The sequence below is a fragment of the uncultured Gilvimarinus sp. genome, from assembly GCF_963972205.1.
GTDB classification, from domain to species: domain Bacteria; phylum Pseudomonadota; class Gammaproteobacteria; order Pseudomonadales; family Cellvibrionaceae; genus Gilvimarinus; species Gilvimarinus japonicus.
This window is the reverse complement of the sequence record NZ_CAXAUC010000003.1, coordinates 203231-216574: the sequence shown is the minus strand read 5'-3', so window position 1 is coordinate 216574 and position 13344 is coordinate 203231. Positions and strand designations below refer to the sequence as shown.

Genomic DNA, 13344 nt, shown 5'->3' with positions numbered 1-13344 from the left:
CCCCAAAAACACGGCCGTGTTAAGCCGGCCGGCTTAAAAACCTTCCAGCACAATCTTCCCGACGGCCCGATTAGATTCAATATGCGCATGAGCGCGCTTTAGGTTCTCGGCATTAATGGTGCCGTAATTTTCTCCCAAGGTGGTTCTAATCACGCCGTTATCGATAAGTTGTGCCAGCTGGGTTAACAGCTCGTGCTGCTTTTGCATATCCCAGGTGTTAAACATTGAGCGGGTAAACATTAGCTCCCAGTGCAGCGATAGTGACTTTTGCTTTAGCTTCATCACATCAAGGCCACCTTGTGGATCGTCAATTAAGGCGAGTTTACCTTGCGGGGCGAGCGCTTCTACCAGTTGCTCATAGTGTTGCTCGGTGTGGGTTAGGCTAATAACGTGGCTGACGTTTTCTATACCCAATGCGTTAAGTTGCGGCACCAGCGGCTGATGGTGATTAATCACGTGGTCGGCGCCCAGCTCTTTTATCCAGCGCTGAGTTTGCTCGCGCGAGGCGGTGCCGATGACGACAGCGTGGGTGAGCTTGGCGGCCAGCTGCGTCAATATAGAGCCCACGCCCCCGGCGGCGCCGATAATTAGTATGCGCGCTTGCGGCGCAGCTGATGTGGCGCCCGCTTGGCCATCCAATAGCGGGGTAAAGCCCAGTCGGTCGAACAGCAGCTCCCACGCGGTGATGCCGGTAAGGGGCATGGCGGCGGCTTCTACGTTTGACAGCGAGCTGGGTTTGGCACCGACAATGCGCTCGTCGACTAACTGAAACTCGGCATTGGAGCCGGTGCGGGTAATGTCGCCGGCGTACCATACTAAATCGCCCACCTTAAACAGTTGCGTTTTATCGCCGGTGGCGACGACTTCGCCAACCGCATCCCAACCTAACACTTTATGTTGGCCCGCCTCGGGTTTGGCGGCGCGGCGTACTTTGGTGTCCACCGGATTAACCGAGATCGCGTGCACTTTAACCAACAGATCGCGGCCAGTGGCGGTGGGTGTGTCCAGCTCGATGTCCATTAAAGCGTCTGCTTGATCGATGGCTTGAGGCTCTAGGTAACCGATGGCTTTCATGTGTAATCCTCTGTTGGGTATAAATATTGGGTTATGTTTGAGGCCGTTAGGTAACGGTGTGGGGCTATTATTGATAATAATTGGTATGCTATAAACAGGGTAATAGACAATACATAATCAAAAAATATTTGACAATGAATACAGCCGATCTTGCTCTTTTTGTTCATACGGCCGACTGCGGCAGCATTACCCGCGCCGCCGAGCAGCTAGATATCACTACCGCAGCGGCCAGTGCGGGGCTTAAACGGTTAGAAAAACAGCTTGAGGTGCAGCTGTTTATTCGTTCGACCCGGCAGTTAAGGCTTACCAAAGAGGGCGAGCGCTTTTTGGTGTACTGCCGCAAAGCGCTGGATAACCTTACCGCGGGGCGCGACTCGATACACGCGTTGGCAGGTAAAATTGCCGGCGAGCTGCGCGTCTCGGCGCCCTCTGACTTAGGCCGAAACCTGTTGCTCGGCTGGATCGATGACATTATGGATCAGCATCCGGCGCTGTCGATTAACCTGCTGCTGGGCGACTCATTGGCCGACTTTTATCTTGATCGTATGGACTTGGCGATCCGCTACGGCAGGCAGGACGATTCATCGCGAGTGGCGTTTAAGCTTGCCAGCCTTGAGCGAGTGTTGTGTGCCTCGCCTGATTATTTGGCCAAGTTTGGCACGCCGCAAACACCTGAAGATTTAACGCGCCATAATTGTTTGTTGTTTCAGGTAAGTAACCGCATTTACGATGTATGGGATTTTGTGCCGGTAAAGGGATCGGGTGGTAAACCTTCTGAGTCGCTTAATATACGGGTATCGGGTAACCGCTGTGCTAACGATAGCGATGTGGTGCGGCGCTGGATGGTGGCCGGTAAGGGCATCGCGTTTAAATCACGTATCGAGATGGCACCAGATTTACAAGCGGGGCGGGTTTTGCAGGCTCTGCCTGAGTATCAATCTAGCCCCATCGATTTGCACTTGGTTTGTCCTAACCGAAAACAAATTACGCCGGCAGTTTTACTGTTGCGCGATATTTTACGCGAGCGTTTTGCCCAGAGACTAAAGCAGCCTGACTAGTGACGTGTACAGCGTTTTAGCCTCCTGCTAGGCGTAATAGTGTAAAAACATATCGGCGCTTGATGTAACGATATGCTCTTGCTGTTTGCGAGTTAACGGCGGTTGGCCCATAGCAATTTGCGGCCAAAAGGCAAAGGTTTTAATCATGCCTTGCAGTTGGGTGGCGGCAAAAGCCGGGTCGTCGGTGTGCAATTTGCCATCGGCTTTTGCTGCTCGTATCCAGGTTGTAATACCCTCTTCGCGCTCGTTTAAGCGGTTTACCATATCTTGCGCCCGCTCGGGTGAGTGAATCGTTTCGGCGATGGCCACGCGAGCTAAGTCGATAAAATCTTGTTGATTAAGCATACGCATTTTTTGCCACAGTAGCTCTTCTAGCTGGGGCCGAAGTGGCGCCTCGGCTTGATAGCTAAGGCCGACTTGCTCGGCGCTGTTTTGCCAAAGCTGGGTTAAAATTTCGGCAAATAGCAGCTCTTTACTGGCAAAGTGGTTGTAGACGGTGCGCTTAGAGACGTTAGCCGTGCGGGCGATGCCATCCATACTGGTAAGCTCAAACCCCTGTTGGCGAAACTCGCTGATGGCGGCGTCCAGGATGGCTAGGCGCTTACGGTCAGTGAGTTTTAGCGGGTTGGCGGGCCTTGGGGCAGCGGGTTTTGGCATGGTTTGTCCATCGGCAAGCGGTTAGCGTGAATATAAGTGGGTATTGTAAACCATTTAGTTTACTTTTTTCTTGTGTAAACTACACTGCATGGTGTACTTTTGGTGTTTTACGTTTTTCGAAGCGCTTACCCCGAATGTTTGATGATGAATAGGCAGGCGACCCTTGTTACTAAAAAGCTCGCGACAATACGTATTACTGTCCGTTTTATGTATAGGTACTTTTAGCATGTTGATGACATCGTGTGCAAAACACAAACCCGAGGTCTATAACGACTCGCCGCAACTAAACCAAGGCAAGTTTGCCAACCCGGTGCAGCGCCCCAGCATGGGCTTTGGCAAAACCGTCAAATTATTTTGGGATTTCCTGTTTAATAAGCCGGACGATACCGTGCCCGCGGCGACGATTCCGGTGGTGCCGATTACGCGGGCAGAGCTGGAGGCCGCGCCCGACAAAAGCCTCTACCGACTGGGCCACTCAAGCATACTGTTTAAAATGCGCGGTAAGTTTTGGCTTACCGACCCGGTGTTTGCCGAGCGCGCCTCACCCTTTAGTTGGCTGGGCCCCAAGCGTTTTCACGCGCCGCCTATTGCCCTAGAGGATTTACCGCCCATCGAGGCGGTGGTGTTATCGCACAATCATTACGACCACCTAGACGAGGACGCAGTAAAAGCCCTGGCGGGTAAGGTTAATTTGTTTCTTACGCCGCTTGGCGTCGGAGATACGCTGATCGAGTGGGGTATCGATCCGCAAAAAGTTCGTCAGTTGGATTGGTGGCAGTCGCAAGAGGTCAGCGGGATAAGTTTTACGGCCACGCCCGCTCAGCATTTTTCGGGCCGGGGTTTGTTTGATGGTAACGATACTCTGTGGGCCTCGTGGGTAATCAAAGACGATGATTTGAATCTGTTTTTTAGTGGCGATACCGGCTACTTTGATGGCTTTAAGCGCATCGGTGACAAATACGGTCCGTTTGCGATTGCTTTGTTAGAAACGGGCGCTTACGACGAGCGCTGGGCCTATGTGCATATGCAACCTGAGCAAACGCTGCAAGCGCATATCGATTTACAAGGGCAGTGGCTGCTGCCCATCCACAACAGTACTTTCGATTTGGCAATGCACAGCTGGCACGACCCGTTAGACCGCATTAACGCCCTTGCCGCCAAAAATGGTGTGGCGCTAACCACACCCAAAATAGGCGAGCGCTTGTCGATGGACAGGCCTCACGCGGGTGAGCGCTGGTGGTTGCCGTTGCTGGATGATAACGCGCAATAACCGGTAGCTGATGGTTTTAGTGTATCGGGTTTATTAAACCTCTTAGCTCGTTCTCGGCTTGTTTTTCCGAGAGCGAGTCGTCATTGGTGTTGGCGGTGTTTAATAATAAGCGCACATCCAGGACGCTAAAGTCTTTCTGCTCGTCGCGCCATTTGTCTATTAGTTCGCCCTCGCTCCAGGTTTGCTGCATGTTTTGAATGCTGGCGCTACGTTGAATCGTCGCACTTTTTAGCCAGTCGTCTTGCCAAACTTGTTGGCTAATTACTTGGCGCGACTCATCAATGTGATTCCATTTAAAGTTCTCGCGCGCTAGATAAACGTCGTCAAGCAGCGGCAGCGGCGTAAAGTAGGCGGCTTCTAAGCTGATGTTTTGGGTTTGGCTGATGGAGGTTTGGCCGTTGCTGTTATTAATATGCGTGCTTTGGCCAATGGTGAGTAAACGAATACCGCTAAATTTATCGTGATGTTCGGTACGGGACGCCGGGTACTCCACCACGCCTTTAAAACTCAACTGATAATCCGGTAAACCTGTGAGCAATGCCGCGCTGTCGTCCGGTTGGGCTGCCGGGTCTGCGGCGCTGACACCGAACAGTGACAATGCCTGCATAAGTACTCGCGTGTCGGATGCTTCGGCCCGGGCTTTGTCTAGGTTTTCAAGCAAAGCTTCGCGCAGTAGCGTTAACCCCTGTTGGCTGGCAGCGCCTTGCGCAATACTCAGATTCAGTGATCGACCATTCCACTGCAAATTTATAGAGGTGCTTTGGGCATCGCGGGTGTAAGCCAGTGACAGGGTTTGTTTGTCTGCCGTTTTTACCTGCAGCTGCAGCGATTCGATCGCCGTGAACTCGGTGAGTTTTAATCGGTTTAGATCCGGCCCGCCACTGGTGATGAAGTCGCTGACAAACGCCCCTAAGTTTTTACTAAAGGCGTCTAGCTCAGCTTGCTCTTCGTCAGTCAGCTCACCGTCGGCCGAGAAATGCACGTCAATCGCGCGAAAAGCGGCAGAGGCTTGCCCATATTGCTCGATGCCCGCGCGGGCATCGACAGCAAAGCTGACTTCTTTGCCGCTGGCGAGCGTGGCCGAAAAAGTCATTTTGCCTAAAGACGATTGGCGAGTCACCTCGGGCTCTGTTGTGCCCTCGGTACGCGGTAGCAGTTGTGTTTTAGCGCTCTGCGCCACAGAGCCGTAGTGGCTAAGCTGCCCGAGGCCCAAGGTTATTGCCTGCCAGCCTCGGGCGTTGGGTAGGTTGTCCAGTGCGCCGGCTAAGGTGTTATTCCATGCATTACTTGTTAATGCGGGCTCGACTCGAGTAACGCGCTCGACCGGAGCCGGTCGGCTTAAAGCGGGCGTGGCCTGGCTAACAGGCACGGCCTGTTGTGATTCAGCGGGCTGTGCCTCAGTCGCCAGTGGTTTGGTGGTGGGCAGCCGCGTAAGGTTTTTCGGCGCACCGGTCAGTGGGTTGGCCGGCTGGCCTAAAGCATTGATGTCCATGAATTTAACCCGCTCTTGAGATTCATCCTTTAGGCGTTATCGGCGGTTGTTGCAAAAGCTTTAGGTGCGTTTAGCGTCAGGCTTAATCGTGTTGTGGTTATCGTCAGCCGATGCTTTGCGGGCCCCGTATAGGCGGGAGGCACCTTTAATGGGTCAGCGGTGGATCTTATGCTGAGGTAGAAGGCGCCTCGCAGCGGTAAAACATGTCTGCGAGGCACCGTGTGAGGGAATACGCCGGTTATATTTCTTGTGCGATTTTTGCCTTGCGCACCAGCTGAATAAATTCGGTGCGGTAGCCGTATAGGTCATCGCCTTTATTGGCTTGCGCCAAGGCGATGATATCGTCGTAGCTAAAATTATTAAGGTAGACACTGCCGGTAAGTTGTTGCGCAAATCCGGCAACGGCGGTGGCAAAGGCGACCTCTCGTTGTAAGTCGCTGTCGACTTGGGTGTCTGCGTTGGTAATGGGGCGCTGTAGCAGTTTTGATTCGCTCTCTTTGGGCAGTTTGTAGCGCAGCTTTAAGTAACCGTATTCGTTACTGTTGTCAGATTTTTTTGCGGCGTTTTTAGTGTAACGGCTGTCGTCAATCAGTTTGGCGTCAGAGTCTGTTAGTGTTAGCTCGTACAGTGCGGTTACGCTATGGCCGGCACCGATATCCCCGGCATCCACTTTATCGTTGTTAAAATCTTCGCGGTTTAATAGCCGGGTTTCGTAACCTATTAAGCGGTACTCGGCGACTTTTTTGGGGTTAAACTCCAGTTGAACTTTAACGTCTTTAGCAATGGGGAACAGTGCGGCGTTGGCCTCTTGCACTAGTACCTTTTGCGCCTCGCTTAAAGTGTCTATATAGGCCGCCACGCCATTGCCGTTTTGCGCCAGAATTTGCATCAGCTTGTCGTTGTAGTTGCCTTGGCCAAACCCCAGCACACTAAGAAAAATGCCTTGGTCGCGTTTGCGCTCAATATACCCTTTGAGTTGTTCGGTATCGCTAATGCCCACGTTAAAGTCGCCATCGGTGGCGAGTATCACGCGGTTAACGGCGTTTTTATCAAAGTTGGCTTCGGCTAACTGGTACGCCTGCTTAATACCTTCGGCCCCGGCGGTGGAGCCGCCGGCTTCTAGGTTGCGCATCGCGGTTACTATTTTTTGTTTGTCTTTAACAGCGGTAGGTTCTAATACGGTACCGGCGGCGCCGGCATACACCACAATGGCGACGGTGTCGTCAGGGTTTAAACTGCCTAGCAGCATATCCATGGCTTGCTTAACCAGTGGCAGTTTGTCGGGGTTGTTCATCGAGCCGGAAACATCCAACAGAAATACCAAGTTTGTTTTAGGTTTTTGCTGGTCGCTTAGATCGTAACCCTTGATGCCGATATGAAGCAGCTTTTTACCTTCGGCCCAAGGTGCATCGGTAACCGCAATGCTGGGCAAAAAGGGCTGCTCACGGTTTGTCGGCGTGGAGTAGGCGTAATCAAAGTAATTAAGCATCTCCTCCGCTCGTACCGCATTTTTAGCCGGTAGTACCCCATGGTTTAGCTGCCGGCGAACATAGCTGTAAGAGGCGGTATCGACATCTACCGAGAAGGTAGATACCGGCTCATCGACAGTGCGTTTAACCGGGTTTTCCTGTTGCGTAGAAAATTTATCGCGGTTTTGCGGAATTGGCCGGGTCACTGAATCTGCCGTCATAGGCGCAGCGCTGACAGCCATGTGCATAGCGTCGGGGTAGGATGCACGTAACGCTTTGGATACGGTAGAAGCCGGAGGGGCTTCGGGAGTTCGGGCGCCTTCGGGTTTTGCGTATCCTGATACCACTATCTCCTCGATCATTGGATCGTGGGCCGCAGCCTCCTGCGGGCTGGGCATATTGATGTCAGAAAGTATCACCTCGTTTTCGTCAATCGATGGTGGAGAAACCGTTAGTAGGGCCGGTAAAACCACAAAAAGCCCAAGGACGGTAACACTGGCGGCGGCGAGGCCGGCAAATAGCGTGCGTGTGGTAGATGAAGTCATAACAATGTTCCTGAGGGTTGCGTCTTTAATAAGACGTAACCGTTGCCAAAATCCTTGGCTGCTGGAGCGATTATTTTCTGGACTGCCTTGAGCCGCCTGCTGCACTTGCGCAAATTCGTCCAATGCGGCGCGCATGGCCGCCTGCCGTGCGCGGGGGTCGGCGGGTGGAATATCTTGCTGTTGCAGTAATTTATCGATGTCGGTCATGATATGTGCGCCCCATCGGTTGATGCGAGCTGCTTTCGCATATGGTGTAAACGCCAGGAAATGGTGGATTCTTTTACGCCGAGTATCTCGGCGGCCTCGCGGTGGTTAAAACCTTCGGCCAATACCAATAGTGCCGTTTCGCGCAAGCCTTCGCCCATGTTGTCCAGCTGTTTGAGGATCTGCTGTAAGTAAACCTGTGACTCATCCCGTGCGGCTTCGCTGGGTTGCTCTGCTGCCTCGTCGGTATGATCATGGCGGCTGTCTTGGCGCTGCCAGTCTTGGGCGGTGTTAATGACTAAGCGGTACAGCCAGGTACTAAAGGCGCAGCGGTGCTGAAACTGGGTAATCGCGCGGGCCAGTTTAATGCAGCACTGTTGGGTAATATCTTCGGCGGCCTCGCGCCTGGCACACCAGCGAAACGCAAAACGATAGATAACGTCGTAGTGTGCCTCAAGCAGCTCACTAAACGCGTCCGTTTCGCCGGCTTGGGCGCGGCGGATAAGTTGGCCAAGGTTGTCTGGGTCCATAGCGGTACCGTAGCGCTCTTTGTCAGTAAGACGTTGCGAGTCGCAAAATCCTTGGCGCTCGCTTGATATTTTTATGTGGTGACGGCCCTGTGCCGCCTGCGGCCAGCTGTAAAACACTAATAAAACGGCTGGCTGCAGTTTACGCTAGGTGATTAGCCGTGGCCAAAATTATTAAAATGCTCTTGGGATTAACTGCTGTGATTCACCTTTAACGGTTGCGAGTAGGCCTTTCACGTCGGCTCGCGGGTCCATCCACTCATGCGCTAGCTCGTCACTTAGGCTGACTGGCATTCGATCATGTATGGCGCGGAACTCGCCCAGTGCTGGCTGAGTGAGAATTGAGCAGCTCCATAACTCTTCTTTCCAGCAGTCCCAGATGGCGGCGAGTTTAAGCACGCCGTTGGTCTCGACATAGTAGGGCTGTTTACCTTCGGGCTCGTTTTTCCATTCCATAAATGCCGCCGCGGGCACAATCGCACGGCGGTATCGTACCGGGTCGCGATAGGCTTTGCTGCTTAATAGACTTTCGATTCTGGCGTTGAACATGGCAAAGCGCTGGTTGGGTGGGTCGGGCGACCAGTGCGGGTGCAACCACCAGCGCATCGGGCCCATATGGGTGCCTTCTTCATCCCGGAATAGTACGGGTACGGCTTGGGTGGGGGCGATGTTGTTTACCGTGGGCAGGCTGATATTGGCTAATCCAAAGCTCGCCAATAAGGCCTCAGCGGCTTTAGAAGGGGCCACAAAAAGTCGTCCGCACATAGGTTATCTCAAATTCTAAACATTGATGTGGGTATTGTAACCAACTCATAGGTTTTCGGTCAGGCTTTTTAAGCCGCTCTCATCGGGAGTGCTCTGTAATGCGCTGTAATTCTCGCTATTCACCCGCTCTGGCATCATCCATTATTACTGACAATAACATTGCATGTTTTAACTGTGTGACGCTGAAAATATTGATCTTATAAGTGTCTCTACTTGCTTGATCAGCGTTTTTGTCACTCGGTCTTCGCTTCACTGAGTGTAGGCTCTAGGCCGTACACATTGTGCGTTATTACAATAATCGATCAGTTCTTACCTAAGTGTTTTGCGTGGTTTGAATTGTGTGGTGGGAATATTCTGAGAGGGATTTGTTATGGAAAAGACCCGTGCACTCGTTTTGGGTGTAACCAGTTTTTTGTTGGTGGCTTGTAATGGCGCCAGCAACGATAATGTCGCCGTGACTAACGCCGTTGCGTCTGCGTCTTCTGCCTCAGCGCCGGAGCCGCTGAGCCCTGATATCCCCCCTAAAGAGCCCTTTGGCGGCAAGGTAACCCTTGAGTCGTTACAGCATGATTTTGATGTGTTTTCGTGGGAGTCGTTTATCGCGCTTAACTGGCCGGCCGATGCCCAGGGCAACCCACTTTCGGGGGTAACCATCGGTGAGCAGCCGGACGTCTTACGGGTTTGGCAGCACTATAAAGAAAGCCGCGATATATTTTTACCCGGCGGCAAAAAACCGCCGGGTTGGAATCAACCTTTTCCGCCGCCAGCTCTGTGTGGCACCGATGCCTCTAAGCCACTGTTGCGTCAGGTAGGTAAAACCCCCAATGTGCTGGATGAAAGTGCCGAGCCATTTCAAACCGGCCCGTTAATCGACCAAAACGGGCAATACACGCGCTACGAGATTTTAACCAATCAGGTGATGTTTGATTATATTCTCGATAACGACTTGTACAGCAAAGCCGGGCAAACGGAGTTTGATGCGAAGGCGGAATTTCCCTTTGGCACCGATACTGACGTAGGCTCGATAATGTTAAAAGCCGCTTGGAAGGTGATGGGCGAGGGGGATGACCCAAGCCAGTTTTATACCACCGAAGCCTATGTCTACAATAACCCTCATGAAAATGCCGGAGTGAGCGAAGCTTGCCAGCTGCAGCGCGTGGGCTTGGTTGGGTTTCATATCGGTACGAAAGTCGAGGGTAATCCGCAGTGGATTTGGTCTACCTTTGAGCACGTAAACAACGCCCCGACCCAAGGGCAAGCGGCCGATAAAGAACATTACAACTACTTTAACCACAACTGCGCCGATGGCGGCGTTGACTGCACCGCCGTTAACGAGCCGCCACCGCGCCCCTGGAACCCGGCCAATACCAATACCCCGCCCAGCCAAATTGAGCGGGTTATCCCCATCGCCGACGATACCGCCGCACTTAATCGGCAATACCAACAAAAACTGCAAGCCGCCGTGCCCGGCACTGTGTGGGCAAACTACGAATTAATTAGCACCCAGTGGCCAACCGCCGCTGGCGATGTAACGGATGAGACGGGCATTCCCGCGCCGACGTTTTTGGCTAACGCTACGCTCGAAACTTATATTCAGGGGCGGGTACGTCAAACCTCGTCTAGCTGCATCCAGTGCCACAATAATGCGGCGATGACTAACGGCAAAAAGTCGGATTTTACCTACTTGCTTGAGCGCGCTCAGTAACTACCAGGAGATTACTATGTCTAGTATGGACAATTTTGTCGGGCTGAGCGTTGTGCTGACAGGCTTTGCCAAAAGCGTTTTAAACCCCACCTTAGATGAGGTCAACATAAAAGCCGAATACTTACCGGTGTGGACTGAGCGCGTGGCCAGTGAATCTGGAGATAACCAATTGCCCGAAAAAATTCTCAGTAGCTACCAGGCATTGAGTGAGCAAAAGCCGGCGTTAACCGATCAGCAAATCGGCGAGCAAATGCTTAGCGACTCGCAAGGAGCCGCATTTGTGTTGGCGTGCCGTCAGCTTATTTTTTTGTGGTATATGGGCGCCTGGCCCACCGTGCAAGAAGCGTCCGGTACCGATACTGGGGGCCGCACCGATTTTCACACTCTGTCGTCAAAGAGTTATACCTCGGGTTTGGTGTGGCGGGTAATGCAGGCGCACCCCATGGGCGACTCTAATTATAGCTACGGGTATTGGTCCGAGCCGCCCGCGACACTTAATAATTATACCGGCCAACCTAAAGATTAAGGAGCAGATCATGAGTGACAGTGATGTTTACGACTTGGTAATAGTAGGCGCTGGTATTGCCGGTGCCATCGTGGCCCATGAGCTAGGCAAAGCCGGTAAAAAAGTATTGATACTAGAGTCGGGCCCTAAGGTGCCACCCAATCGCTCGGGTTATATGGAGACTTTTTATAAGGCCAATGCTAAAACCCCCGAGTCGCCATACCCGCCGGCGACACAAGAGGCGGTGCCTTCTACCGCAGATAACCCACTGGGTTTACCCGACCCCGCCGCTGAAAACACGCCGCGCTATACCGTGTTACAAGTGGATGCCTGGCGCAAAAAAAATCAGTGTTATTTTGATTATACCGAACAAGATAAAGGGTTAACCGGCACCAGTTTAAACGCTAAATTCGCCTTTGCCAGTTCGTACGAGCGTATTGGCGGTGGCACAACGTGGCACTGGTTGGGCACCTGTTTGCGGTTATTCCCTGAAGATTTTCAGCTAAAAACCTTGTATGACCAAGGCGTTGACTGGCCGGGCGGCAGTGATTTTTACCAAGCGTTAGTGCCTTACTATGAGCAGGCTAACCGAGTGATTGGCGTCTCGGGTGATAAACCGTCGCTGGAGCGTGTGTATGCGCAGTACAACGTTGATCCGAGCGGCACTTACGGTACCGACTACGACTTTGCCATGCCGGGCATTGTACCGAGCCTGCAGGACGACTTGTACAGCAAGTCGCTGGGGGATATGAGCTATGACGGCAACCCCGTATACGTTACGCCAACCCCGCAAGGGCGTAACTCGGTGCCCCACCAAAATCGTCGTCAGTGCGCGGGTAATACCAACTGTATTCCTATTTGCCCCATTCAGGCCAAATACGACGCGACGATAACCCTCGCCGATGCTGTGCAAACTGGCAACGTAGAAATTCGCTACCAGCACGTGGCCAGCAATATTCAGCTGGCGGATGACGCTAGCGTTTGCGGTATCGACTATTTGGTGTACGACCAACCCAATGGTATTGCCACCGGCTCGGGCACCGTGCAAGCCAAAGCGTATGTGCTGGCTGCGCACGCCATCGAAACGCCCAAGCTACTGTTAATGTCCAATAAAAATCCAGGTTTTGAATGCGGTGTTGCCAACAAGCACGATCAAGTGGGCCGCTACTTAATGGATCACATTATGTATTTGGGTTGGGGGTTGGCCAAAGACCCGATGTACCCTTACCGTGGGCCGCTTTCCACCTCGGGCATCGAGTCGCTGCGCGATGGCGAGTTTCGCCGTGAGCGCTCGGCCTACCGGGTAGAGATTGGCAACGAGGGGTGGCAGTGGGCCACCAACGACCCGGCCACCACTTTGGCTGATTTTGTGTTTGGGCAAAATAACTCGCAGTTAAACGGTAACTCGGTGAATGAGCAGGGCGAGTCATTGCGCTGGGATACCAACGCCCCGGCGTTTTCCAAATTGTTTGGCGCCGAGCTGGTGCAAACCCTTAATCAGGTATACACCCGGCAGATGCGCTTGGGCTATTTGATTGAGCAGCTGCCCGACCCGGATAATCGCGTGCAATTATCTTCTGAGTTAAAAGACAATCTAGGCCTGCCGAGGCCATTGGTTACCTACCGGTTGGGCTCGGATTACGAGCGCAAGAGTTTTGTCTCGGCGAAAAAACTCACCACCGAGTTGTTTAACACACTTGGCGCTACCGAGTACACCAAGGCACCGGCCGATCCGGTGTTTTATAAAACCGAGGGTGGGCCCGAGGTTACCTCCACCAGTTTTCAGTACACCGATGATGACGGCACTACCCATAACTTTAAGTTTTATGGTGCCGGCCACATTGTGGGCACTTACCGCATGGGCACTAAACCCGAGAACTCGGTATTAAACTCACGTCAGCAATCCTGGGATCATCACAACCTGTATATGGTGGGTAGTGGGGTATTCCCGACCATTGCTACCGGTAACCCGACGCTTACCATTGCCGCACTGGCGCTGCAGGCGGCGGAGAATATTAAGCAGGATTTAACCTAGCCTTGTTAGCAAAAGCTGGTGAGTGCAGGGGTTAGCTA

General features: G+C 52.8%; 11 protein-coding genes. 5 read left to right on the top strand and 6 right to left on the bottom strand.

What is annotated here, in order from left to right:
* Positions 1-33: 33 nt before the first annotated feature.
* A complete protein-coding gene (locus tag AACY82_RS07905; protein ID WP_339616249.1) occupies positions 34-1074 on the bottom strand; it encodes a zinc-binding alcohol dehydrogenase family protein in 1041 nt (346 codons plus the stop codon).
* A 134-nt stretch (positions 1075-1208) separates the two neighbouring features.
* On the opposite strand from AACY82_RS07905, the gene AACY82_RS07900 reads away from it, so the two are divergent.
* Complete coding sequence (locus AACY82_RS07900; RefSeq protein ID WP_339616248.1) at positions 1209-2132, top strand: LysR family transcriptional regulator; 924 nt, start codon at positions 1209-1211, stop codon at positions 2130-2132.
* A 27-nt stretch (positions 2133-2159) separates the two neighbouring features.
* On the opposite strand, the gene AACY82_RS07895 is transcribed toward AACY82_RS07900, so the two are convergent.
* Complete coding sequence (locus AACY82_RS07895; protein ID WP_339616247.1) at positions 2160-2789, bottom strand: TetR/AcrR family transcriptional regulator; 630 nt, start codon at positions 2787-2789, stop codon at positions 2160-2162.
* A gap of 226 nt (positions 2790-3015) precedes the next feature.
* Here AACY82_RS07895 and AACY82_RS07890 point away from each other — a divergent pair, with 226 nt between their 5' ends.
* Positions 3016-4059, top strand: a complete 1044-nt coding sequence (locus AACY82_RS07890; RefSeq protein ID WP_339616246.1) for an MBL fold metallo-hydrolase — start codon at positions 3016-3018, stop codon at positions 4057-4059.
* 16 nt (positions 4060-4075) lie between these two features.
* On the opposite strand, the gene AACY82_RS07885 is transcribed toward AACY82_RS07890, so the two are convergent.
* From AACY82_RS07885 to AACY82_RS07870, 4 genes are all read right to left on the bottom strand, one after another.
* Positions 4076-5551 carry a hypothetical protein gene (locus AACY82_RS07885; protein WP_339616245.1) on the bottom strand — a complete coding sequence of 492 codons (1476 nt, stop codon included), beginning with the start codon at positions 5549-5551 and terminating at the stop codon, positions 4076-4078.
* 238 nt (positions 5552-5789) lie between these two features.
* The gene (locus tag AACY82_RS07880) at positions 5790-7772 is read right to left on the bottom strand and encodes a VWA domain-containing protein (RefSeq protein ID WP_339616244.1); all 1983 of its coding nucleotides are present in this window, start codon (positions 7770-7772) and stop codon (positions 5790-5792) included.
* Positions 7769-8416 carry an RNA polymerase sigma factor gene (locus AACY82_RS07875; RefSeq protein WP_339616243.1) on the bottom strand — a complete coding sequence of 216 codons (648 nt, stop codon included), beginning with the start codon at positions 8414-8416 and terminating at the stop codon, positions 7769-7771. Before AACY82_RS07875 ends, AACY82_RS07880 begins: the two co-directional genes overlap by 4 nt.
* Before the next feature lie 54 nt (positions 8417-8470).
* On the bottom strand, positions 8471-9061 hold the full coding sequence (locus AACY82_RS07870; protein ID WP_339616242.1) for an SOS response-associated peptidase: 591 nt from the start codon (positions 9059-9061) through the stop codon (positions 8471-8473).
* A 370-nt stretch (positions 9062-9431) separates the two neighbouring features.
* Here AACY82_RS07870 and AACY82_RS07865 point away from each other — a divergent pair, with 370 nt between their 5' ends.
* From AACY82_RS07865 to AACY82_RS07855, 3 genes are read left to right on the top strand one after another with little or no spacing between them, the layout of a single operon-like run.
* Positions 9432-10766, top strand: coding sequence for a hypothetical protein (locus tag AACY82_RS07865; RefSeq protein WP_339616241.1), 1335 nt, complete (start codon positions 9432-9434; stop codon positions 10764-10766).
* Positions 10767-10782: 16 nt separating this feature from the next.
* Positions 10783-11292 (top strand): hypothetical protein, encoded by a 510-nt coding sequence (locus AACY82_RS07860; RefSeq protein ID WP_339616240.1) that lies wholly within the window; start codon positions 10783-10785, stop codon positions 11290-11292.
* Positions 11293-11302: 10 nt separating this feature from the next.
* Positions 11303-13306, top strand: a complete 2004-nt coding sequence (locus AACY82_RS07855) for a GMC family oxidoreductase (protein ID WP_339616239.1) — start codon at positions 11303-11305, stop codon at positions 13304-13306.
* The last annotated feature ends 38 nt before the right edge of the window (positions 13307-13344 follow it).